Source organism: Psychrobacillus psychrotolerans (genome assembly GCF_900115805.1).
Lineage (GTDB): Bacteria > Bacillota > Bacilli > Bacillales_A > Planococcaceae > Psychrobacillus > Psychrobacillus psychrotolerans.
On record NZ_FOXU01000001.1, the window covers coordinates 677,049 to 701,508 of the forward strand.

Genomic DNA, 24,460 nt, shown 5'->3' on the forward strand with positions numbered 1-24,460 from the left:
TTTATTCTATTCAGCTATTTAAAAAGGTTGCCGTAGCAACACGGCTACGGTCAACCTTTTTTGTCATGCTGATGTAATTGATTAATTATTTGTTTTCTTGTTGCTCAGCGCGTTCTTTTTCTTCTTTTACAACAATTTTACGAGATAAATTGACACGACCTTGATTATCAATTTCAATTACTTTCACTAATAGCTCATCCCCAAGTTTTAGAACATCTTCCACATTTTTCGTACGTTCTTCTTGAATTTCGGAAATATGCAATAAGCCATCTTTGCCAGTGAATAATTCTACGAAAGCACCGAATTTTTCAATTCGTTTAACTTTCCCAAGATAATATTCGCCAACTTGCGCTACTCGTACAATGTTCTCGATAATTTCTTTTGCACGTGCAATCATCTCTTCATCAGCTGATGCGATATAAATTGTACCATCTTGCTCTGTATCAATTTTCACGCCAGTTTCATCGATAATTTTATTAATTTGTTTACCACCTGGTCCAATTACATCACGGATTTTATCCGGATTAATCTTAATCACAACAATTTTAGGTGCATATTTGGACAGTTTCTCACGTGGATCAGAAATTGTTGCAAGCATACTTTCTAAAATTTGCATACGACCAATTTTAGCTTGCTCTAACGCTTCTTCAAGAATTGTTCTTGATAGTCCATCAATTTTAATATCCATTTGAAGTGCTGTAATACCTTTAGATGTACCAGCTACTTTAAAGTCCATATCTCCAAGATGATCTTCCATTCCCTGAATATCCGTTAACACAGTATAATGTTCACCTTTTTTCACAAGTCCCATTGCAATCCCTGCAACTGGTGCTTTCAAAGGAACACCTGCATCCATCATTGCTAGAGTTGATGCACAAATACTAGCTTGTGATGTTGATCCATTGGATTCTAACACTTCTGCTACTAAACGAAGTGTGTATGGGAAATCAGCTTCATCTGGAAGAACTGCCTCTAGAGCGCGCTCTCCTAAAGCACCATGACCAATTTCGCGACGACCTGGAGCACGGATAGGACCAGTTTCTCCTACACTAAACTGAGGGAAGTTATAGTGATGCATGAAACGTTTTGTTTCTTCTAAGCCAATTCCATCGATAATTTGCACATCACCAAGGGGCCCTAAAGTACATATGCTCAAAGCTTGTGTTTGTCCACGTGTAAACAATCCAGAACCGTGAGTTCTAGGCAATACGCCAACTTCTGAAGATAGTGGACGAATTTCCGCTACTCCACGACCATCAGGACGAATTTTGTCTTCTGTTATCAAACGACGAACTTCATCTTTCACCATTGCATCTAAAATTTCACGTACTTGCTTCAACGTCTCATCAGTTGCTTCTTTTTCTGTATAAATTGCAATGACTTCTGTTTTTACTTCAGTAATAGCATCTTCACGAGCATGTTTTTCTTGTACTTGTATTGCTTGTACAAGTTTTGTTTCACAAATACCTTTTACTTCTTCAAAAAGCACTTTATCTAACTCAAAAAGAGGAATATCTTTTTTCGCTTTTCCAACTTCAGCTACTACTTTTTCTTGGAATTCGATTAACTTGATAATTTCATTATGACCGAACATAATTGCCTCAAGTACCGTTTCCTCTGAAACTTCTTTAGCCCCTGCTTCAACCATGTTAATCGCATCTTTTGTCCCGGCTACTACCAAGTCTAAAGTGCTCTTACCCATTTGCTCTACAGTTGGATTGATAATTAGTTCTTCTCCAATTAAACCTACCTGAACGCCAGCTATTGGACCGTCAAATGGGATATCTGAAACGCTAAGCGCTAAAGATGAACCTAACATTGCCGCCATCTCAGAAGAACAGTTTTGATCAACAGACATCACGATTGAAATCACTTGAACTTCATTACGGAAACCATCTGGGAATAAAGGACGAATTGGACGGTCAATCAAACGACTTGTTAAGATTGCTCGTTCTGAAGGACGTCCTTCACGTTTGATAAATCCGCCTGGGATTTTACCTACAGCGTAAAGTTTTTCTTCATAGTTCACAGTTAAAGGGAAGAAATCTAAATTCTTAGGGTTTTTCGATGCAGTTGCTACAGATAATACTGTTGTATCACCATATCGTACTAATACTGCCCCGTTCGCTTGTTTTGCAAGTTGTCCTATTTCTACTTGCAACGGGCGTCCTGCCCATTCGTACGTAAATACTTTCTTTTCACTCATGTAATCTGGACTCCTCTCGACTTCAAAAACTCCTTTAAAAAAGGGTATATAAAAGTTATATGTATCATAAGTAGTGTATCAAAAATCTTTCAACTATGCGAAGTTTTTTATGCAAAAGAAAAAGCGGGATAAATCCCGCTTTCCTAAATAGAATCTTATCGACGTAAACCAAGTTTTGCGATTAGATCACGGTAACGTGATACTTCGTTTTCACGTAAGTATTTTAATAAGTTACGGCGACGTCCAACCATTTTGAATAGACCACGACGTGAGTGATGATCTTTCTTATGAGTACGTAAATGTTCGTTTAAAGAGTTAATCTCTTCTGTAAGAATTGCGATTTGAATATCAGCAGATCCAGTATCACTTTCGTGAGTTCTGTACTCAGCGATTAATTCATTTTTGCGTTCTTGTGTAATTGCCATGTTGGTTTCCTCCTAAAATTCTTGTTATCCCCTAATCCTGAGCAATCGTTGGAGAATCGAAAAAGCCAAGGAAAGGTTAAGTACGGTATTGTACTTATAAAGATTATCATAAATAGATTGGTGAAGCAACTAATTAGTAAGTGACAAGATCGAATTATCCTTTTAAAAACAAAGTAAAAAAAACGATCCTCTTAAAATACAAATGTAGATAGGCCATTGATTTCCGCTCCGAGCGGACGCTTTCCGTGGGCACGACTTCAGCCTCTTCCCTCGCTTACGCTCAGTCCAGGGTCTTCAGCTCGTGCTGTTCCCACTGGAGTCGCCGCTCTGCGCTCCAATCAATTATATCCACTTTATATGATTGGAAAATTTGGCTGACAGAGACTAAGATAAAGAAAATCCACTTTCTACATTCTTTGTTACATGATAACAGCCCAATTCAATATTAGACTGTTATATCCCTATATTAAATTTGCTACTATTATTCTATATGCGAGAAGCTATGATCTATCAATAGTTAAGTACTACTCACTCAATTGATTGGAGAGTAAGGTGGCGACTTCAGCGGGATGAGTGAGACAGATGAGATATCACAGCGACGCGCTAGCGACGGTGATAGCTCATCGCTCACCCCGCGAAACGCGTCCACCTGTTTCTGCATCGCTAAGCTAGCTTCGAAACATGAAAGTACGTTGAAACGGAAATCACAAGTATTATTTATTCATTTTTTGACTCTTAAAACAAAATATTTTTCTATTTTTTAAAAAAGCTACCGAAATTAATCTCCGGTAGCCCATCTTTATTATTCATTTTCATTTTTAAAAAACTCGATGGCAACTTGCTTGTCTTTTCCAATTTGTTCTTTTAACTCGTCAATTCCATTGAACTTTTGTTCCGATCTAATTCGCTTATACCAATGGACCGTTACTTCCTCACCATAGATGGATTGATCAAAATCAATAATATGTACTTCAATAGAAAGCCTTTTCTCATCAGGATTATTAAATGTTGGTTTATAACCTACATTACATACTCCCTCATGCCAAGTCTCCTGAACGCGTATTTTAACTGCGTACACGCCTGTTGCTGGTGTAAATTGTCCTTCGGTCGGTTCAACATTCGCCGTTGGAAAGTTTATAGTTCTCCCTCTTTTGTCACCATGGATCACAACTCCTGTTAACTTGAAAGGTCGGCCTAATAGTTCTCTGACTTGCTCCATATTACCCGCCGTTAGCTCAGCTCTTATTCTAGTTGAGCTAATCTTCTCGTCCACGAGTTGTTTTTTCTCTACGACTGATACAGAATATTTCCCTTCAGAAAGAATCTCCATATCTTTCATTGTACCTTTACCAAAAGCTCCAAATGAAAAGTCAAAGCCGGCTGTAACGTGTTTGACATTCGTCCCGTTTATAAAGAATTCTATAAACTTTTCGGGTGTTAACTTTGCAAAATCGGAAGTAAACCGAACAACAAAAACTGCATCTACCCCTAAGCTTTGCAATATATCTGTTTTTTCTTGAATAGGTGTAATATAAAATACTTTCTCTTTTCTGCCACCAAGTACTAATGAAGGATGCGGATCAAATGTCATCACAGCTGTTTTGATATTCTTCTCTTTCCCTTTATCGAGGGCTTCCTGAATGACTGCTTGATGCCCTTTATGCACTCCGTCGAAAAAACCAATCGCTAAAGAGTAAGCTTCATTTTTATCATTTTTAAATAAATGGTTTGGATAGGATAAGTGATATACGTCCATATTAATCTCCTTTTTCAGATGAAAACATTTTTTCTGGTTTCATCATACCACTTTTCGTCGGATGTTTAATATAAACTGCTATCGGATTTTCCAACAGTTCGAAAACTATTTTTTCGTTTCCAGCTAATAACGGATGAATTTCTACTACTTGTCCATTAGTTATACTTTTGTTGTTATCATCATTGACTTCAACTGTTGGCCAAGTCGCTAATGCATCTCTTAAGGGAAGTAATGTTACAGATAATGAACCTTCATCCACAGCAGCTTGCACCTCACTTAAAGTGAGACACTGATCTTTAGAAAAGCTTCCAGAAGCTGTTCTTACTAGAGATGACATATGTGCTGGATATCCCAGTAATTCACCGATTTGAACAGCAAGGGTACGAATATAGGTACCTTTTCCACAGTCGACTTCAATGTTGAACGTAACTTCTTGTCCTGAAAAAGTAGGGGCTTCATCCAATAATCTTATATTGTGAATCATCACTTTCCTACTTGGGCGTTCTACTTCTTTTCCTTCTCGAGCGTATTCATATAGTTTTTTTCCATTCACTTTTACTGCAGAATACATCGGGGGAATTTGAGTAATCTCCCCAGTCAGTTTCGCTAATACTTCTAAAATTTGTTCACGAGAAAAAGACTTAGGAGTTATGTCATTTACAACGATGTCACCGTCTGCATCTTCAGTAGTTGTTGATGTACCAATAGAAATAGTAGCTATATACGTCTTCCCTTGATCCATTATATATTCTGACACTTTTGTAGCCTGCCCTAAACAAATAGGTAAAACTCCTTCCACACTTGGATCCAATGTTCCTGTATGGCCAATTCTTTTCATCTTCAATATTTTTCTAAGTTTAAAAACACAATCGTGTGAGGTCATTCCTTTTTCTTTCCATAAAGGCAATATTCCTTCGTACATCCAGTTCACCCCTTGTATATATAACAAAGAAGTCTGCTTTAATAACAAAGCAGACTTCTTAGTTTTTATTACTCAGATGGCTTATTAATTTGTCTTAATAAATCATCTATACGATTACCATATGCTGCAGATTCATCATATTCAAAGATTAGTTCAGGCGTTATACGTAAGCGAATACGTTGACCTATTTCAGAACGAATAAATCCTTTAGCTTGTTCTAAAGCTCTTAAAGTATCCGCGCGGTTTCCATCAAGCACCGTAACATAAATGGTCGCTTGTTGTAAATCACCAGTAACAGCTACATCTGTGATAGTGACAAAACCTATACGTGGGTCCTTTAATTTTCGTCCGATAATTTCGCCCAATTCTTTTTTCATTTGCTCAGCAACTCGGTTAGCACGCATTGACATGATCGCTACACCTCATTTTCTTTTATAAGTATTCTTTACTTATATTAATACATTCCCATTCAGGATTAGATTCAAGAAATCGGATTGCGTTCATTAGCTCTCGTTCGGCCGCATCTTTTTGAGAAGCAATTGCAACGATTCCAATGCTAGTACGCTGCCATGTATCCTGATGATCTAATTCTGAAATAGAAACATTATACTTTTGTTTTGTTCTTGTGAGCATTCTTTGAAGAACAGCTCGTTTTTCTTTTAAAGAATGTGCAGTAGGAATGAGAAATTCACAGTCTGCATAGACAATCATTAGCGTTTAATTTCTTCCATGATATAAGCTTCCACGATATCGCCTTCTTTGATATCATTGAAGTTTTTAATCGTGATACCACACTCATATCCTTTAGCAACTTCTTTAGCATCATCTTTAAAGCGTTTTAGCGTATCTAGTTCGCCTTCGAAAATAACAATTCCTTCACGAATAACACGTACACCACTATCTCTAGAAATTTTACCTTCCGTTACGTAAGAACCAGCAATCGTACCAACTTTAGATACTTTGAAAGTTTCACGAATTTCGGCTTGACCGATAATTTTTTCTTGGAACTCAGGGTCAAGTAGCCCCTTCATTGCAAATTCAATTTCTTCGATTACTTTATAAATAATACGGTGTAAACGAATGTCTACGCCTTCTTGGTCGGCCATACGTTTTGCATTTGTATCTGGACGAACGTTAAATCCGATAACAATTGCATTCGATGCAGCTGCCAAACTAATATCTGATTCTGTAATTGCTCCAGCTCCAGTATGAATGATGCGAACGTTAACACCTTCTACATCTATCTTCATAAGGGAAGCAGCCATCGCTTCAACAGTTCCTTGTACGTCTGCTTTAACGATTAAGTTAAGCTCTTTCATTTCCCCTTGTTTCATTTGATCAAATAAATTGTCTAATGTTACACGAGTTTTTTCTGAGCGTTGAGTAACTTGTGCTTCTGAAGCACGAGACTCTCCAACTTGTCGAGCTGTTTTTTCATCTTCGAATACTACAAAGCGGTCTCCAGCTTGTGGCACTTCGTTTAGACCAGTTATTTCAACTGGAGTAGATGGTCCTGCCTCTTTCACACGGCGACCAAGATCATTAACCATTGCTCTTACGCGTCCGAATGCATGACCAACAACGATAGGGTCTCCAACTTTTAATGTACCATCTTGAACTAGTAATGTAGCAACAGAACCACGACCTTTGTAAAGTTGAGCTTCAATTACAGTTCCTAAAGCAAGACGTTTTGGATTTGCTCTTAACTCTCCAACTTCTGAAACAAGTAAAACCATTTCTAACAAGTTGTCGATTCCTTCTCCTTTTAGTGCTGAGATTGGTACGAAGATAGTATCTCCACCCCATGCCTCAGGAACTAAGCCATGCTCTGTTAACTCTTGCATTACACGGTCAGGATTGGCAGATGGTTTATCCATTTTATTTACTGCTACGATAATTGGCACTTCAGCTGCTTTCGCATGGTTAATAGCTTCTACTGTTTGAGGCATAACTCCATCATCAGCTGCAACTACAAGAATCGTGATATCCGTAATTTTTGCACCACGTGCACGCATTGTCGTAAATGCAGCATGTCCTGGTGTATCTAGGAATGTAATCTTCTTGTCGTTGTCTTCAATCATGTAAGCACCGATATGTTGAGTAATACCACCGGCTTCTCCTGCAGTTACTTTTGTATGACGAATTGAGTCAAGAAGTGTTGTTTTACCATGATCGACGTGACCCATAATTGTAACAACTGGTGGACGCTCTGATTGATTAGTGCTGTCTTCTGGCGTTGGATCGAAGTGAACTTCTAAATCAGTAATGTCGATACGGATTTCTTCTTCAACTTCTACACCATAGTCTGCACAAATAAGTTCAATTGCATCCTTATCTAATACTTGGTTTATTGTTGCCATTACGCCAAGTAGGAATAATTTTTTGATAATTTCTGCTGGTTCACGACCAATTTTTTTCGAAAGTTCAAGAACAGTTAAAGAATCGGTAAACGTAATCTTCGCTGGAAGTTCACGTTCTTTTCTTGGTACTGGTGGTTGAACTGGTGTAGTAGGACCTTTTCTACGTTTTTGGAATTTTTGACCCGGTCTATTGCCACCAGGACGATTTTGACCACCTGGACGATAAGCACCCGCTGGAGCTTTGTTATTTGTAAACGTCTTTTTAGGTTGGTTATTTGTTCCTTGCGTGCTGCTAGATTGCGTATTACTTCCTGAAGCTGCAGCATTTGTATTCGTTTGGTTAGACGGTCTTGATTGTCCGCCAGATGTTGGTCTTTGTTGACCTTGGTTAGACGGTCTTGACTGTCCGCCAGATGCCGGTCTTTGTTGGCCTTGGTTAGACGGTCTTGATTGTCCACCAGATGTTGGTCTTTGTTGACCTTGGTTAGACGGTCTTGATTGCCCGCCAGATGTTGGTCTTTGTTGACCTTGGTTTGAGTTTGATGGTCTTGATTGAGTCTGTTGTGCAGGTTTTGAAGATGTTGAAGCAGGTTTAGTATTTGACTGTGAAGAATTTTTATAAATACCATCTAGTTTAGAGATAGTTTCTCCTTCAAGTGTAGACATATGATTCGTCACTTGAATATTCATCTTTCCTAATTGCTCAATAACTTCTTTACTCGATTTATCTATTTGTCTCGCATATTCATGAACTCTGATTTTAGTCATTAGCTCACCCCCGGTTATATTCGTTGAGAAGGCCGGACAGTTTTTTAGCGAAACCGTCATCCATAATGGCTATTGCCACCCTGGCCTCTTTTCCCGTCGCATGTCCGAGATCGTGCCGGTCTCCAAAGACATGCAGCTCAACGTTAAAAGATGCACATTTATCATTAATTTTTTTTGCTGTATTTTTAGAAGCGTCATTTGATAAAACAACTAGTTTTGCCTTTTGGCTTCTTATTTCTTTTACAACTAATTCTTCACCAGTTATTGTTTTTCTTGCTCGAGTCGCTAAACCTAAAAGATTAGATATCTGTTCTTCTATTTTCATTTGAGTTTATCTCTTTCAATAACAACGATTAACTGGTCATATACTTCATTTGGAATTGGTGCTTCTAAATGAGTGCCTAGTGAATTTTTCTTTTTCGCTTGGTTTACCGCTTCGATAGATTTGGATACATAAGCGCCACGACCAGATTTTTTACCTGTTAGGTCTACGGAAACTTCTCCTTCTTTCGAACGGACTATACGAATCATTTCTTTTTTCGGAAACATTTCACCAGTAGCAACACATTTACGTAACGGTATTTTCTTTTGAACCGCCATTTTAAATCACCATCCTTGCTTATTGTTCTTCTTTATAAAAATCGAAATCATCCAATTCTTCTTCATCCATTTTTTCTACGATAAGCTGTGGAGAATTTTCATTTGGATAAATTCCAAGTTCTCTTGCATCAGTTTCACTCTTAATATCGATTTTCCAGCCAGTCAGTTTTGCTGCAAGACGAGCATTTTGACCTCTCTTACCAATTGCAAGTGACAACTGATAATCTGGTACTACTACCGTTGTAGATTTTTCATCTTCATTTACTTGAACGTCGATTACTTTAGAAGGACTAAGTGCATTTGCAACAAACACTACTGGATCTTCAGACCATTCAACTATGTCAATTTTCTCTCCACTTAACTCGTTAACAATTGTTTGTACTCGAGCTCCCTTTGCACCAACACATGAACCAACAGGATCAATTTCGTCATTATGTGCAAAAACGGAAATCTTCGAGCGGTCCCCTGCTTCACGAGCAATAGACTTAATCTCTACAATACCTTCAAAGATTTCTGGAACTTCCATTTCAAACAAACGACGAAGTAAGCCAGGGTGAGTTCTAGAAACAAATACTTGTGGTCCACGAGTAGTACGTTCTACTTTCGTAATATACACTTTAATACGTTCATGTGGTCGGAATGTCTCTGTTTGGATTTGTTCATTTGCTGGTAATACAGCCTCAACTTTTCCTAATCCCACGTAAATATTACGAGCATCTAATCGTTCTACAATACCATTTACAATATCATCTTCACGGTCCACATATTCTTCGTAGATAAGACCACGTTCAGCTTCACGTACACGTTGAGTGACAACTTGCTTCGCCGTTTGAGCTGCAATACGACCGAAATTACGTGGTGTAACTTCTTCTTCAACTACATCACCAATCGCATAGTGTGGATTTATAACTTGAGCATCCTCTAAGGATATTTGCAGACGGTCGTCTGCTACTTCTTCTACAACATCTTTTCTTGAATAAACAAGCATAGTACCAGTAGCTAGGTTAATATCGACACGAACATTTTGGGCTTGGTTAAAGTTTCTTTTATACGCAGTTACTAAAGCAGCTTCTATTGCTTCTATTAAAACATCTCTTGAAATTCCCTTTTGTTGTTCGAGCGCAGTTAACGCATCTAAAAATTCACTACTCACTGCTTTCACTCCTCCATATACGTTATGCAGAGAAATCAATTGCTAAACGGGCAAGCGCAATTTTCTCTTTTTCAATTTGAATTTTTACTCTTCTTGTTTTCACACGTACTTCAATTAATGCGCCTTCTTCTATTGAATAAGAAAGTAATGTTCCTTCAAATTCCTTAGCTCCGTTCACTGGCTCGTATGTTTTGATAAAAACATGCTTACCAATCGCATTCGTGAAATCCGAATCCTTTTTCAAAGGTCGTTCTGCTCCAGGAGAAGAAACCTCTAAAAAGTAATTTTCTGATATTGGATCTTCTACATCTAACTTTTCACTTAGTTTTTCACTTACTTGAGCACATTGTTCAATATCAATGCCGCCATTTGGAGTATCAATATAAATACGTAAAAACCAATCTCGACCTTCTTTTACATATTCTATATCTACAAGATCTAAATTTAACTCTTGTAAAATAGGCGATACAAGCTCTTCAATTTTACTAATAATATTACTCATATAAGCCTCCTACACAACAATGATTTTCTATATAACAACAGAAAAGAGCGGGAAATCCCACTCTTTCGTCACAGAACTATGAAACATTGGTAGTTTTATATTACCATACATCATGGTGCCTTGCAAATTACCTCCTAAAACAATGAAAGCTGATTGGCATCTGGCAGACCTTCTAGACAGCCCATCGCATCCATATATTCGATGATTGTCTTGGATACTTTACCTCTTTGTTGAAGATCTTCCTTGGATAAAAATTCACCATCAATTCGTGCTTTAGCAATTTGAAAAGCAACATTTGTACCTAATCCTGGTATCGAATCAAAAGGAGGAATTAATGTATTTCCTTCTATAATAAATTCATTTGCATGTGATTTGTATAGATCAACTTTTTGAATTTTAATGCCTCGTTCTGTCATTTCCAATGCAATTTCTAATACTGTTAATAAGTTTTTTTCTTTTGGAGATGCTTCAAGGCCCTTTGCATTAATCTCATCTAGTTTTGCTCGAATTGTTTGAGATCCGTTGACCATTGAGATCAAATCAAAGTCAGAAGCTCTTACAGTAAGATATGCCGCATAATATATTATGGGGTAATGCACCTTAAAGTATGCAATACGAACTGCCATTAATACATAGGCAGCAGCATGTGCTTTCGGGAACATGTATTTGATCTTTTTACAGGATTCAATATACCAATTAGCTACCCCTTGTTTTTTCATCTCTGCTTCAAATTCTGGTGTTAGCCCTTTCCCTTTCCGAACTGACTCCATAATTTTAAATGCTAAGGAAGGGTCTAACCCTTGATAGATTAAGTAAACCATAATATCATCACGGCATCCGATTACATCAGAGAGCTGACAAGTCCCCGCTTGTATCAACTCTTGAGCATTTCCTAACCAGACATCTGTCCCATGAGATAAACCAGATATTTGGACAAGTTCTGAGAAAGTAGAAGGTTTCGTTTCTTCTAGCATTTGTCTTACAAAACGAGTACCAAACTCTGGAATTCCAAGTGTCCCAGTTTTACAGTCTATTTGCTCTTCCGTTACGCCTAGCGATTCCGTCCCACTAAATATTTTCATTACCTCTGGATCATCTGTAGGAATTGTTTTCGGATCAATTCCTGATAAATCTTGGAGCATACGAATAACAGTAGGATCATCATGCCCTAGAATATCTAATTTCAGTAAATTATCATGAATGGAATGAAAATCAAAATGAGTTGTTTTCCATTCAGAATCCTGCGCATCAGCCGGAAACTGTATTGGGGTAAAATCATAAATATCCATATAATCAGGAACAACAATGATTCCACCTGGATGTTGACCCGTTGATCGCTTAACACCAGAACATCCTTGAACTAAACGATCAATTTCGGCACCACGAAGAGCCAAATTATTATCGTTCATATAGCCCCTGACATATCCATAAGCTGTTTTTTCAGCTACCGTTCCGATTGTACCAGCACGAAACACATAGTCCTCACCGAATAATTCCTTGGTGTAATTATGCGCAATAGGTTGATACTCACCACTAAAGTTTAAATCTATATCTGGAACTTTATCTCCTTTGAATCCAAGGAAAGTCTCAAACGGGATATCTTGCCCTTCTTTTACATATGGTGTATCGCATTTAATACAATTTTTGTTAGGTAAGTCGAACCCAGAACCAACCGATCCGTCTTGGAAAAACTCTGAATGCTGACAACTTGGACATACATAATGCGGCGGTAGTGGATTTACTTCTGTAATTTCTGTCATTGTAGCTACAAGAGAAGAACCTACTGATCCCCTGGATCCAACTAAATAGCCATCATCTAATGATTTTTTCACTAATTTATGTGAAATCAAATAAATTACCGCAAAACCATGACCAATAATAGATGTTAATTCCTTCTCAATTCTTGCTTCTACTATCTCTGGTAGTACTTCCCCATAAATTTCTTTTGCTTTGGAATAAGTAAGAGATCTAACTTCCTCATCTGCTCCCTCAATCTTTGGGGTATATAAATCATCTTTAATCGGTTTTATGTCTTCAAGAGAATCGGCTATTTTTTGAGGATTAGTGACAACAATCTCTTTTGCTAGGTCTTCTCCAAGAAAGGCAAAGGCATCTAACATTTCATTAGTTGTGCGAAAATGTACTTTAGGTAACCCGTTACGATTTAACGGGTTAGCTCCACCTTGTGAGTTTACAAGTATTTTTCTAAAAATAGCATCATTTTCATGCAAGTAATGTACATTGCCGGTTGCTACAACTGGTAAATTCAATTTTTTACCTAATTTAAGCATTTTACGGATGATATCTTCTAAGTTCCATTCGTCTCTAACTAGTTCTGCCTCGATTAAATGTGAATATACTTCTTTAGGATGTATTTCTAAGTAATCATAAAACTGTGCAATTTCCTCCACTTGCTCTAACGGTTTTTGCATTAGACCTTCAAAAACCTCTCCCTTATCACACCCTGAACCTATGATCAGTCCTTCTCTATGTTTTTGCAGCACTGACCTTTTTATTCTAGGTACACGATAGAAAGTAGTTGTATGAGCAAGTGACACTAATTTGAACAAGTTTTTTAAACCGACCTCATTTTTAGCTAAGATTGTGCAATGAGTTGGTCGAGCTCGTTTATATGAATCCCCTTGTCCAATATGCTTGTTAAAGTCATCTAGAAACTCTATCTTATGTTCCTCAGCTTCTTTTAACAAATGTAGTAGTAAATATCCTGTTGCCTCACAGTCAAAGATCGCTCTATGTGCTTGTGTTAACTCAATATTGAACTTTTTAGTTAGAGTACCAAGTCGATGGGACTTCATCTCTGGATGTAAGAACCGAGCTAGCTCTAATGTGTCTATAACCGGATGACTGAAATAATCTATTCCTGTTCTCCGATAACCTTCATATAGAAAGCCCATATCAAAAGATGCATTATGAGCAACAAGTACGCCATCGCCTATAAATTCATAAAAGTCCTTTATAACCTGTTCTATTTCAGGTGCATTTTGAACCATGTCATCTGTAATTCCAGTTAACTCGATCGTAGTAGCGGAAAGAGCGTGATGCGGATTAACAAATCGTTCAAATTTATCGATAATATTACCATTTTGCATTTTTACAGCTGCCAACTCAATTATTTTATCGTAAGTAGCAGATAAGCCTGTAGTTTCAACATCAAATACAACATATACAGCATCCTCTAATGCAGTATGCTGTTCATCATAAGCAATAGGAACACCGTCATGTACAAGATTTGCTTCTAATCCATATAGAATTTTAATACCATTCTTTTTCCCAGCAGCATATGCTTCAGGAAATGATTGTAGATTCGCATGATCTGTAATTGCTATAGCTTTATGTCCCCATTTCGCTGCTTGTGATACAAGTGAGGATACAGAGGAAACAGCATCCATTTGACTCATCGGTGTATGTAGATGTAACTCTACACGTTTTTCTTTCGCTGTATCGATTCGTACCGCCGGATTTATCTCATTCATATCTTGTGCCATAATGATTAAATCTCGTACAAAAGTATCATTTTGCACGGAACCTCTAACCTTTATCCACATTCCCTTTTGTAGTCGTTCCATCATTTGGGCATCTTCTTTATCTCTAGAGAACATCTTCACTAAAATAGAATCTGTATAGTCAGTAACTTTTGCAGTCAGAAGAGAACGACCACTTCGCAACTCTTTGACTTCGACGTCGAATACAAAACCTTCGATCGTTACTCTGCGTTCCTCATCTTGAATCGATTTTATGTCAATAATTGGCTCATCTTTTTTAAGAGGCACTCCTAGTTGGAAAGGACCGTCTGTATTCTGATTGCCATTCTCTGTTCTATTTTGATCACGTTTTTGCATATCTTCTAACGCTTTTTGACCTAACATTTCTTCTTCTAAACGACGTTGTTCAAGAAATTCTAACTGCGCTTGCGCTATTGCTTCTGTATCTTCAACTAAACGGAAGTCGAATGCTATTTTTGGAAATCCAAACCCTACATATACATCTGACAATTGTTCGATATATTTCTTTTTAAACGTTCGCAATTCAATTTCCTGCCCACAGGTTAAATGAATCATCTGACCGTTCCATTCGGGCTGTTGTTTTAATAAGCGGTCTTTTAAAGGTGGTGCCATGTCACTTAATTCTTTCAGAACTAATGGCCAATATTGGTTGATAAGCTCCTGTGATACGTCTTTTCCTTCACTTTGAATAGTGAGTAAGATATTCGCTATACCAGAAAACTTTTCTATTAACCTTGTTTGAAAAATCGTAAATACATCTATTGGTAATACGGTCTGTAGTTGAATTTGAAAAGCCCATTGTCTATTTTTTTTATGTACAGTGAATCGATCGATGGATGCATTTTCAAAATGCTTTACGAAGGAATCCTCTGTTAACTCCAGTTGCTGCAATAACAAATGCATCCTCATTTTACCGTCGTCCATAGTTTGTATCCCTCCCTGATCTGTCTAGCTCCAGCGCTAGTCTGGGGTGTTAGATGCTTGTGCTTTTATATACACAGTAAAAGAAAGGAAGTTCAGATGATTGAACTTCCCCCCTTAAAATTATTTACCCATTGAAGAAAAATCGTTGTATATCATTCCATGTAACGACAACCATTAGTACCATCAATAGCATAATACCGACAAAGTGGACCATACCTTCTTTTTGTTTATCTATCGGTTTTCCTCGTAAAGCTTCAAACAAGAAGAATAATAGTCTACCACCATCTAATGCTGGTAATGGTAATAAATTCATAATTCCTAGATTTATACTAAGTATTGCAGCCCAACGCATTAAATTGAATACACCATATTGCGCTACTTCTTCAGTCGCTTTATATATTCCAACAGGACCTGATAAATCATCTATAGAGAAATTACCAGTAATTAATGTGCCAAGTATAGTAAATATACGTTTAGTCCATTCATATGTTTGCTCTGCTCCAAAGACAACCGCCTTGGCAGGATTTTTTTCCATTGGACTTGTGTATTGTACACCAATTTGTCCAACTTTTTCTTTTCCAGCTACAACTTCTTGGGGTGTCATAGACAGATTAACTTCTTGTCCATCACGTTCTACTGTAAATTCCATCAGTTCATTTGAACTTACTTTCACTTTTTCTGATAATTCGTCCCATGTCGTGATGGAAGATCCATCTATTTTAGTTACCAAATCGCCATCTTGCATGCCTGCTTGAGCAGCAGGACTGTCTTTCACAACTGTTGTTATAACAGGTTCATATGTTGGTACTCCTTGAAACAACCCAAGCGCTAAGAAAATGAAAAACGATAGGATAAAGTTAAAAAGGGGTCCTGCAAAAATAGTTAGTGATCGCTGTCCAACTGTTTTGGATCCGAATTGACGATCTGCTGGCGCAATGATTGTTTCACTGCCTTTTTCATTAATGACAGCATTTCGTGCTACATTGTACCTTACTAACTTTTCTTCTTCATTGTATCCCTCGATAAACATTTTATCGGTTAAATCAGATTTTTCTACTTCTAAAAACAACATATCAGGATAATGCTTATTTTGATTTAATAGAATCTGATCAATTTCGTCTTGATCATTTAAACGGATTCCTAATCGAAAGCCCGGCTGTAACTCAACGGAGTCCATATCTTCTCCTGCCATACGAACATATCCACCGATTGGCAATAATCGTAGTGTATAAAGAGTCTCACCTTTTGTATATCCAAAGATTTTTGGACCCATACCTATTGCAAACTCACGCACCATGATTCCAGCTTGTTTTGCAAAGATAAAATGCCCGAGTTCATGGAAAAATACAATACTTCCAAATATAATTATAAACGCAATGGCTGTCTCCACTATATCCCACCTTTAGTTTCTAGCTGTTTATGCTTTTACTTTCACATCTCTTCATTTTACCATGTTCTCAATAGATTTTCTTGTTTTTGCATCTACATGAAGAATAGTTTCTAAATCTGGATTTGAAAGAATCGTATGCTCATCCATAGCTCGTTCGATTAGCTCATCAATTGTTAAGAAACCAATTTTTTCTTGTAAAAACAAGGATACAGCAGCCTCGTTTGCAGCATTTAGGACCGTTGTCATAGTTCCGCCTGCTCGTCCTGCATCAATAGCTAATTTCAAAGCATGATAACGTGTGTAATCCATTTCTTCAAAATGTAACTTACCTATTTGAGCTAAGTTAAGTCGCGGTGCTGACTCTCTTGTCAATCTCTCCGGATAAGACAATGCATATTGGATAGGCACACGCATATCTGGTGTTCCTAATTGAGCAATAACACTAGTATCTTGGAATTCAACTAATGAATGTATAATACTCTCTCGATGAAGTAACACTTCTATATCATCATAAGGAATATCAAATAATACTCGCGCCTCAATAACTTCTAAACCTTTGTTCATCATTGTGGCTGAATCAATTGTTATTTTCGACCCCATAGACCAGTTAGGATGATTCAGTGCATCTTTTACCGTTACATTTTTAAGCTCTTCCCGAGTAAAGTCTCTAAAACTTCCACCTGAAGCAGTAATGATGAGCTTTGCAATTTCAGAACGTTTTTCTCCGTTCATCGCTTGAAACAAGGCTGAATGTTCGCTGTCGACCGGCAGTATTGGTACATTATATTGCTTAGCTGCATTCATTACTAAGTGTCCAGCAGTTACTAATGTTTCTTTGTTCGCAATTGCAATTGTTATTCCTTTTTTAATAGCTTCTAATGTTGGTCTTAATCCTACACTTCCAAGTACAGCATTCACTAAAACATCTGCATTTGCATGAGCAGCAACTTGTACTAATCCTTGATCACCAAATACTAGTTCTGTTCGTGGAAATTCTTTCCCTAACAGAACTGCATCCTCTTCAAATAACACAGAAACTAGAGGAACTGAAAAATCTCGAATTATTTGCTTCGTAATTTCTATATTTTTTCCCGCTGAAAATGCTACTAGTTGAAACTTATCTGGATGCTCTTTTATTATATCCAGTGTTTGTATCCCGATAGAACCAGTTGCACCTAATAAACTTATTTTTTTAACCATGAAATAATGTCGTCTCCTTAGATAAAATGTAAAAAGTGAAGAAGCGGTAAGACAAATAAAATACTGTCAAATCGATCTAAAATTCCACCATGACCTGGCAATAATTTACCAGAGTCTTTCACATTATAATGTCTTTTTATCGCTGATTCTACTAAGTCACCTAATTGTCCAAAAATAGAAGAAATAATTGTAATTCCTATCAATACAAGCATCGATGAAGTAAGCGGGCTTATCCATTGAATAATGAAAGCAGTGATTAATGCCCAAATAATACCTCCAACAAAACCTTCTACTGTTTTATTTGGAGAAATATCTGGCCATAATTTTCTTTTCCCAATTTTTCGTCCGGTAAAATAAGCTCCAGAATCTGTTGTCCATACGATCAGCAATGCAAAAATAACGTATGCTAGACCTTCATTTCTTGTTTCAATAAAATAGTAAAAACCAATACCAACATATAGTGTACTTAAAATGACAAAAGCTGCATCATCAAAAGTGAAACGATTTTTCACTAATACTGTATAGATTAATACTAAAAATACTCCAACAAACACCCACTCTAATTTCGTGTGCCCTGTATAATGCAAAATATCATCTGTAAATGATGATGGCAATAACAAAAGAAACAGGAGTAGATACGAAACTAAACTGGCGAATGAAAATAAACTTAAGTCCTTCATGCGAAGCATTTCATATAATCCTACTGCTGCAATTATGTATACTAATATAGTGAAAACAGGTCCTCCCAACAAAACAATTGGGAGAAATAGTGCCAAAGCAATAGCACCTGTTATTATCCGCTGTTTCAATTTACTTCTTCCCCCTTAAGTCCACCATATCTTCTATTCCTTTTTTGATAACTTTCAATAGCTTCTAATAAGGATGCTTCATCAAAGTCTGGCCAAAGCGTATCTGTAAACCAAAACTCCGTGTAAGCAAGCTGCCAAAGCATAAAGTTACTCAGTCGAACTTCACCACTTGTTCGAATGAGAAGATCTGGTTCCGACAAGTCTTTGGTCATTAAATTATTTGTCAGCAATTCTTCTGTAATTTCATCCTCTAAAATCTCTTTTTGCTCGATTTGTTTTGCAATACGTTTGACTGCCTGTACAATTTCATCTCTACTTCCATAATTCATAGCAAAGTTAAGAATCAGTCCATCATTTTGGGCAGTTTCATCCATCGCTTTATAAATAGCTCTTTTTGTATGCTCAGGCAGCATATCATGATTTCCCATCATTCGTACTTGAACATTTTGTTCGATTAACTCCGGTAAATACGTCCCTAAAAATTCTTCGGGTAGTCGCATTAAAAACTCGACTTCCATTTTTGGACGTTTCCAATTTTCTGTGGAAAAAGCGTACAAGGTTAACGTATCTATCCCGACTTCATTTGCAAAAAGAGTAATTTTTTTTACAGTCTTCATACCTTCGTGATGACCAGCAATACGGGGAAGTGACCTCTTTTTAGCCCATCTACCGTTCCCATCCATAATAATTGCAATATGGCTAGGTAACTGTTCCTTTTGGGCATTTTCTTTACGTTCATCTAAATGAATATTGATCTTTTTCTCATTTTTACGAATTAGTTTATTAAACATTTAGAACCCCCCAATCTACCAAGTCGAACGTCTATCCCTATCATAACAAATAAACCCATATATAAAAAGACGTCCCTTTCAAAGGACGCCTTTTTTAAATAAAAGTTCAGAAATACTTAACCTAGACAAATCATTTGAAGAAGACTTTGGTATTTATTAAAGCATTAACCTTCACTACATCTTCATAAGGGTTAAACTTCTAAAATTTCTTTTTCTTTATCTTTAGTAATTGCATCAATTTTTTCAATGTTAGCATCTGTAAGTTTTTGAATTTCTTCTGTATAATTTCTTAACTCGTCTTCTGTAATTCCACCAGATTTTTCAAGTTTTTTCAAATCATCATTACCGTCACGACGAACGTTACGAACATTTACTTTTGCTTCTTCTGCTTCTTTTTTTACTAGTTTTACTAATTCTTTACGACGCTCTTCCGTTAATGCTGGAATTGCAATACGAATTAGTGTTCCATCATTAGTAGGAGTAATACCTAAATCTGATTTCATGATCGCTTTTTCAATATCTCCTAAAATAGTTTTATCATAAGGAAGGATTGTTAATAAGCGAGCTTCTGGTATAGAAATACCAGCCATTTGATTGATAGGGGTTGGAGCTCCATAATAATCTACTGTAATTTTGTCAAGTAGGGAAGCACTAGCACGCCCAGCACGGATAGTAGATAATTCTCTACTAAAAACTGATATTGTTTTAGTCATTTTATCACTTGTTTGCTCTATCACTTTTTTCGGCATTAAGAATTCCTCCTAACGACTGTCCCTATGGTTTCCCCGAGCACAGCCTTTTTAATATTTCCTTTTTCCATAATCGAAAATACAATAAGCTCTATATCATTGTCCATACATAAAGTAGATGCTGTAGAATCCATTACTTGGAGTCCTTGTTGAATTACTTCGATAAATGATAGTGTATCATATTTCACTGCCGTACTATCCGTTTTAGGATCAGCAGAGTAAACACCATCTACATTATTTTTGGCCATTAATATAACATCTGCTTCTATCTCAGCTGCTCTTAAAGCTGCAGTTGTGTCAGTAGAGAAGTATGGATTACCTGTTCCCGCTGCAAAAATAACTACTCGTTTTTTTTCTAAATGACGAATGGCTCTTCTACGTATGTAAGGCTCTGCGACTTGTCGCATCTCGATAGATGTCTGAACACGTGTTTCGACACCCGCTTTTTCAAGAGAATCTTGTAGAGCTAGTGAATTCATAACTGTAGCAAGCATACCCATATAGTCCGCTGTAGCACGATCCATGCCCATTTCGCTTCCTACTTTACCTCGCCATATGTTTCCTCCACCTACAACTACCGCAACCTCTACTCCAAGATCTACAACTTCTTTCACTTGTTCGGCTACAGATTTAATAATGTCAGGAGATAAACCGAAACCTTGTTCTCCAGCTAATGCCTCGCCACTCAATTTTAAAACGATTCTTTCGTATTGTGGTTTGCTCATAGGTATCCTCCATCTCTATCTTGAAAAATAGGGAACACAAATTACGTGTCCCCCGGTTGTTATTGATATTATTTCTAGCAACGACGCATATTGACGACTACCGGTTTTCGTTTCAAGATAATGCCTTCCGCGGGGGAAGCGCTGAACCATCAAGTCGAACGGTGTCTGCCGCTTTTCTTATATTAATTACCTTTTACTTGGTTCATTACTTCTTCAGCGAAGTTGTCTTCACGTTTTTCGATTCCTTCACCAACAGCGTAACGTGTGAATGAAACTAGTTTACCACCAGTTGATTCAACAAATGTTTTTACTTTTTGGTCTGGGTTTTTAACGAATGATTGGTCTAATACACAAACTTCTTCAAAGTATTTACCAAGACGACCTTCTACCATTTTAGCAACGATATTTTCAGGTTTTCCTTCGTTTAGAGCTTGTTCTGTTAATATTTTGCGTTCGTGTTCTACTTCTTCAGCAGAAACTTCATCACGTGAAATATAAGAAGGGTTTAATGCTGCAATATGCATTGCTACATCTTTAGCCGCTTGCTCATCAGTTGATCCTTCAATTACTGTAAGAACCCCGATACGTCCTCCCATGTGTAGGTATGGACCAAATGCATCTGCATCTGTTTTATTTTCAATTACAAAACGACGTAATGTAATTTTTTCTCCAATTTTCGCAACTGCATTAGAGATTAAGTTTTCTACTGTTAATCCTTCTTCAATAATTGTAGGTAGTGCTTCTTCTACTGAAGCTGGCTCTGTAGCTAATAAATGAGATGCCACAGTTTTTACTAAATGTTGGAAAGATTCATTTTTAGAAACAAAATCAGTTTCAGCATTCATTTCTAGTAATACAGCTTTGTTTCCTTCCACTTGGATGAAAGTAGTACCTTCCGCTGCGATACGATCTGCTTTTTTAGCTGCAGAAGAAAGACCTTTTTCACGTAAAAAGTCGATTGCTGCTTCTAAATTACCGTCTGATTCTACTAATGCTTTTTTACAGTCCATCATACCTGCACCAGTTTTTTCACGCAATTCTTTAACCATTTGTGCTGTAACTGCCATTATAAATTCCTCCTAGTACAATTAATATGTCATTTTCTCAAAAAAAGGTGATAAGAGGTTTGGCCGCTTATCACCTGTTAATTACATTCGTATTACTCAGGTATTACTCAGCTGCAACTTCAGCAGAAGTTACTTCTTCGTCTTCACCTTGTCTTGCTTCTAGTAATGCATCCGCCATTTTAGCTGTTAATAATTTAACTGCACGAATTGCATCATCATTTGCAGGAATTACATAGTCGATTTCATCTGGATCACAGTTTGTATCAACAATTCCTACTAATGGAATGTTAAGTTTGCGAGCTTCTGCAACAGCAATACGCTCTTTACGTGGATCTACTACGAACATTACATCTGGAACAGCTTTCATATCACGGATACCGCCTAAGAATTTAACAAGACGTTCGTGTTGTTTTTTAAGTTGAACAACTTCTTTTTTAGGAAGTACTTCAAACGTACCGTCTTCTTCCATTTTTTCAATAGCTTTAAGACGAGCTACACGTTTTTGAATAGTACCGAAGTTAGTTAAAGTACCACCTAACCAACGTTGGTTAATATAGTAGTTACCTGAACGTTCTGCTTCTTCTTTAATAGCTTCTTGAGCTTGTTTTTTAGTTCCTACGAAAAGAACTTTCCCACCGTCTTGACCTACTTGACGCATGAAATCATAAGCTTCTTCTAATTTTTTCACCGTTTTTTGAAGATCGATGATGTAGATTCCGTTACGTTCAACAAAAATGTATTTTTTCATTTTTGGATTCCAACGGCGAGTTTGGTGACCGAAGTGTACACCAGCCTCTAATAATTGCTTCATTGAGATTACTGACATGATTTGTTTCCTCCTGGTTTGGTTTAGTCTTCCGCATTCATCATTTTTCTTTAGCTACTCTATAAATAGAGCACCTGCTAAGTCCATCCGAACTGCGTGTGTATTCATACCGTTTTCTAATATAACATATCATTTTTATACTTTCAACTATTTTAATCTTTAAATTTCAGGAAAAGTTCAACTTCAGTCTTTCCTATTTGGAGAATTTTCGCTATTTCGTCAGGATCTCTTCCTTCTTCATGGTGAAACAACACTTTTTCTCTCATAGTTTCCGGTACTTTTTTTGCTGTTGTTTGAGCTGATTTCATATAACTACTTGCTGCAACTTGCTTAGAGACGAAAGAAGTTGGTGGTTCAAATACTCTAGCTTCCTTTGTTGATGGATTTTCTGCAATTTTAGAAAATGTAGTATGAGGTACTTCTGTATTTTGTAATTCCTGTATAAGGCGATTATTTTCATCTGTGATTTCTGCTATATAAGCACTAAAAGAATCTTCAATGTCCAATAAAACTTGTTGTTGTTTTCGTTCCATCTCATTAAACTTAGAAATCTTGGCATTTAATAGAGCAATGAAGTAAAAACTTATAACTTGCATTAAGAATAATATTATTAATAAAGTCGTTAACATAAATGCTCCTAACCACTAAAATCTACAAAGTTTCCTTTGAAAGGATGCTTTGTCTCTTTCAATTCTCGCTCTTTCTTTTCTCTGTTCTGCCGCTCGTGCTCCATACGCTCTTTCTCTTCGTCCTGAGAGCTTGTCTCCGAAGTTTCCGAAGACTTGATGACGGTTTCCCTATTTTTTTCTAGCTGTTTTTCAGAGGCAGCTTGCGCGTTAGATTGACTAATTGCACCTTGTTGTTGTATTTGATCTGCTATTTTACCAGCATCAAAGGTTTTAGGAATAGCTATTTGAAGTTCTGCTAGTTTTAAACTCATAGTAGTATCCCCTTTATCTATACATTCGTCATTTCAGGCATTAATAGTTTTCTGAGTTTAAAAAGTGCTTTCGAATGAATTTGAGATATTCTCGATGTAGATAGACCAAGCATCTCCCCAATAACTGTGAGCGTTAGTTCTTCCGTATAAAATAAACTTAACACTAATTGTTCATTTTCATTTAATTGTTGAATTTGACCGGCTAAATCACCAATTAGTTCTTGCTGGACCATTTGTTGTTCTGGTGTTTTCTGAGAGTCATCTCGAATTACATATGATTTATGTTCAGGTTCTTCACTTTCTTGTAATTGCTCATCTATAGACAGTACATTTGAGAAAAAATGTTCCTGTACAGTTTGATAAACCTCTTCAACAGGTAACTCGACAAATTCTGCTATCTCTTCAGCAGACGCATGTCTCATCAACTTTTGCTCGAGTTCTTCAATTTTCGTTTCTAATTTCTTGGATTTTTCTCTTGAAGAACGTGGAAGCCAATCTTCTTTTCTTAAACCGTCGATAATAGCCCCTCTTACACGAAAAGAAGCATAAGTATCAAATTTCAGCTCTCTACTATAGTCAAACTTGTTCAGAGCATCAAATAATCCCATCATTCCTAAACTTTTAAGCTCTTCTCTAGATATATTTTTAGGGATACCCGCACCAATTCTTTGCACATGATAGTTTACAAGTGGCACATATTTTCTCATGAGTAAATCTCCGGCTTGAGGATCTTTGCTTTCAGTCCAACTCTTCCAAAGAACCTGTTCATCTGTCGAATCTTGATTTGCCACAATTATCCCCCTCTCCCATATATCTGATCATT

23 protein-coding genes are annotated in these 24,460 nt (G+C 37.0%); all 23 read right to left on the reverse strand.

Annotated elements, in window-relative coordinates:
• Positions 1-85 precede the first annotated feature (85 nt).
• The gene (gene pnp, locus BM260_RS03595; protein WP_093535065.1) at positions 86-2,206 is read right to left on the reverse strand and encodes a polyribonucleotide nucleotidyltransferase; all 2,121 of its coding nucleotides are present in this window, start codon (positions 2,204-2,206) and stop codon (positions 86-88) included.
• 155 nt (positions 2,207-2,361) lie between these two features.
• Positions 2,362-2,631, reverse strand: a complete 270-nt coding sequence (gene rpsO / locus BM260_RS03600) for a 30S ribosomal protein S15 (RefSeq protein ID WP_090562453.1) — start codon at positions 2,629-2,631, stop codon at positions 2,362-2,364.
• Between the two features lie 802 nt (positions 2,632-3,433).
• Positions 3,434-4,387: a riboflavin biosynthesis protein RibF gene (gene ribF / locus BM260_RS03605; RefSeq protein ID WP_093535067.1), complete on the reverse strand. Its 954-nt coding sequence runs from the start codon at positions 4,385-4,387 to the stop codon at positions 3,434-3,436.
• Position 4,388: 1 nt separating this feature from the next.
• The gene (gene truB / locus BM260_RS03610; RefSeq protein ID WP_093535069.1) at positions 4,389-5,309 is read right to left on the reverse strand and encodes a tRNA pseudouridine(55) synthase TruB; all 921 of its coding nucleotides are present in this window, start codon (positions 5,307-5,309) and stop codon (positions 4,389-4,391) included.
• A gap of 68 nt (positions 5,310-5,377) precedes the next feature.
• Entirely contained in the window at positions 5,378-5,719 is a 342-nt protein-coding gene (gene rbfA, locus BM260_RS03615; protein WP_093535071.1) for a 30S ribosome-binding factor RbfA, read from the reverse strand.
• Between the two features lie 22 nt (positions 5,720-5,741).
• Complete coding sequence (locus tag BM260_RS03620) at positions 5,742-6,020, reverse strand: DUF503 domain-containing protein (RefSeq protein ID WP_093535073.1); 279 nt, start codon at positions 6,018-6,020, stop codon at positions 5,742-5,744.
• Entirely contained in the window at positions 6,020-8,437 is a 2,418-nt protein-coding gene (infB, locus tag BM260_RS03625) for a translation initiation factor IF-2 (protein WP_093535075.1), read from the reverse strand. The genes BM260_RS03620 and infB overlap by 1 nt, the downstream gene beginning before the upstream one ends.
• A gap of 4 nt (positions 8,438-8,441) precedes the next feature.
• Positions 8,442-8,762 carry a YlxQ family RNA-binding protein gene (locus BM260_RS03630; RefSeq protein ID WP_093535077.1) on the reverse strand — a complete coding sequence of 107 codons (321 nt, stop codon included), beginning with the start codon at positions 8,760-8,762 and terminating at the stop codon, positions 8,442-8,444.
• Positions 8,759-9,037 carry an RNase P modulator RnpM gene (rnpM, locus tag BM260_RS03635; RefSeq protein WP_093535079.1) on the reverse strand — a complete coding sequence of 93 codons (279 nt, stop codon included), beginning with the start codon at positions 9,035-9,037 and terminating at the stop codon, positions 8,759-8,761. Before rnpM ends, BM260_RS03630 begins: the two co-directional genes overlap by 4 nt.
• 19 nt (positions 9,038-9,056) lie before the next feature.
• Positions 9,057-10,190, reverse strand: a complete 1,134-nt coding sequence (gene nusA / locus BM260_RS03640) for a transcription termination factor NusA (protein ID WP_093535081.1) — start codon at positions 10,188-10,190, stop codon at positions 9,057-9,059.
• Positions 10,191-10,212: 22 nt separating this feature from the next.
• Entirely contained in the window at positions 10,213-10,692 is a 480-nt protein-coding gene (gene rimP, locus BM260_RS03645) for a ribosome maturation factor RimP (protein WP_093535083.1), read from the reverse strand.
• 134 nt (positions 10,693-10,826) lie between these two features.
• Positions 10,827-15,149 (reverse strand): PolC-type DNA polymerase III, encoded by a 4,323-nt coding sequence (locus BM260_RS03650; RefSeq protein ID WP_407691701.1) that lies wholly within the window; start codon positions 15,147-15,149, stop codon positions 10,827-10,829.
• Positions 15,150-15,264: 115 nt separating this feature from the next.
• Positions 15,265-16,530 carry an RIP metalloprotease RseP gene (rseP, locus tag BM260_RS03655; protein ID WP_093535087.1) on the reverse strand — a complete coding sequence of 422 codons (1,266 nt, stop codon included), beginning with the start codon at positions 16,528-16,530 and terminating at the stop codon, positions 15,265-15,267.
• A gap of 51 nt (positions 16,531-16,581) precedes the next feature.
• Positions 16,582-17,730 carry a 1-deoxy-D-xylulose-5-phosphate reductoisomerase gene (gene dxr / locus BM260_RS03660; RefSeq protein WP_093535089.1) on the reverse strand — a complete coding sequence of 383 codons (1,149 nt, stop codon included), beginning with the start codon at positions 17,728-17,730 and terminating at the stop codon, positions 16,582-16,584.
• A 17-nt stretch (positions 17,731-17,747) separates the two neighbouring features.
• The gene (locus BM260_RS03665; RefSeq protein ID WP_093535091.1) at positions 17,748-18,539 is read right to left on the reverse strand and encodes a phosphatidate cytidylyltransferase; all 792 of its coding nucleotides are present in this window, start codon (positions 18,537-18,539) and stop codon (positions 17,748-17,750) included.
• Positions 18,536-19,330, reverse strand: coding sequence for an isoprenyl transferase (locus BM260_RS03670; protein ID WP_093535093.1), 795 nt, complete (start codon positions 19,328-19,330; stop codon positions 18,536-18,538). Before BM260_RS03670 ends, BM260_RS03665 begins: the two co-directional genes overlap by 4 nt.
• A 191-nt stretch (positions 19,331-19,521) precedes the next feature.
• Positions 19,522-20,079, reverse strand: coding sequence for a ribosome recycling factor (gene frr / locus BM260_RS03675; RefSeq protein WP_093535095.1), 558 nt, complete (start codon positions 20,077-20,079; stop codon positions 19,522-19,524).
• The gene (gene pyrH / locus BM260_RS03680; protein ID WP_093535097.1) at positions 20,079-20,804 is read right to left on the reverse strand and encodes a UMP kinase; all 726 of its coding nucleotides are present in this window, start codon (positions 20,802-20,804) and stop codon (positions 20,079-20,081) included. Before pyrH ends, frr begins: the two co-directional genes overlap by 1 nt.
• 182 nt (positions 20,805-20,986) lie before the next feature.
• The gene (gene tsf / locus BM260_RS03685) at positions 20,987-21,871 is read right to left on the reverse strand and encodes a translation elongation factor Ts (protein ID WP_093535099.1); all 885 of its coding nucleotides are present in this window, start codon (positions 21,869-21,871) and stop codon (positions 20,987-20,989) included.
• Between the two features lie 103 nt (positions 21,872-21,974).
• Positions 21,975-22,697, reverse strand: coding sequence for a 30S ribosomal protein S2 (rpsB, locus tag BM260_RS03690; RefSeq protein WP_090562513.1), 723 nt, complete (start codon positions 22,695-22,697; stop codon positions 21,975-21,977).
• 152 nt (positions 22,698-22,849) lie between these two features.
• Positions 22,850-23,326 carry a DUF6115 domain-containing protein gene (locus BM260_RS03695; protein ID WP_093535101.1) on the reverse strand — a complete coding sequence of 159 codons (477 nt, stop codon included), beginning with the start codon at positions 23,324-23,326 and terminating at the stop codon, positions 22,850-22,852.
• A gap of 8 nt (positions 23,327-23,334) precedes the next feature.
• Positions 23,335-23,637: a hypothetical protein gene (locus BM260_RS03700; protein WP_093535103.1), complete on the reverse strand. Its 303-nt coding sequence runs from the start codon at positions 23,635-23,637 to the stop codon at positions 23,335-23,337.
• A gap of 17 nt (positions 23,638-23,654) precedes the next feature.
• Positions 23,655-24,428 carry a FliA/WhiG family RNA polymerase sigma factor gene (locus tag BM260_RS03705; RefSeq protein ID WP_093535105.1) on the reverse strand — a complete coding sequence of 258 codons (774 nt, stop codon included), beginning with the start codon at positions 24,426-24,428 and terminating at the stop codon, positions 23,655-23,657.
• Between the last annotated feature and the right edge of the window lie 32 nt (positions 24,429-24,460).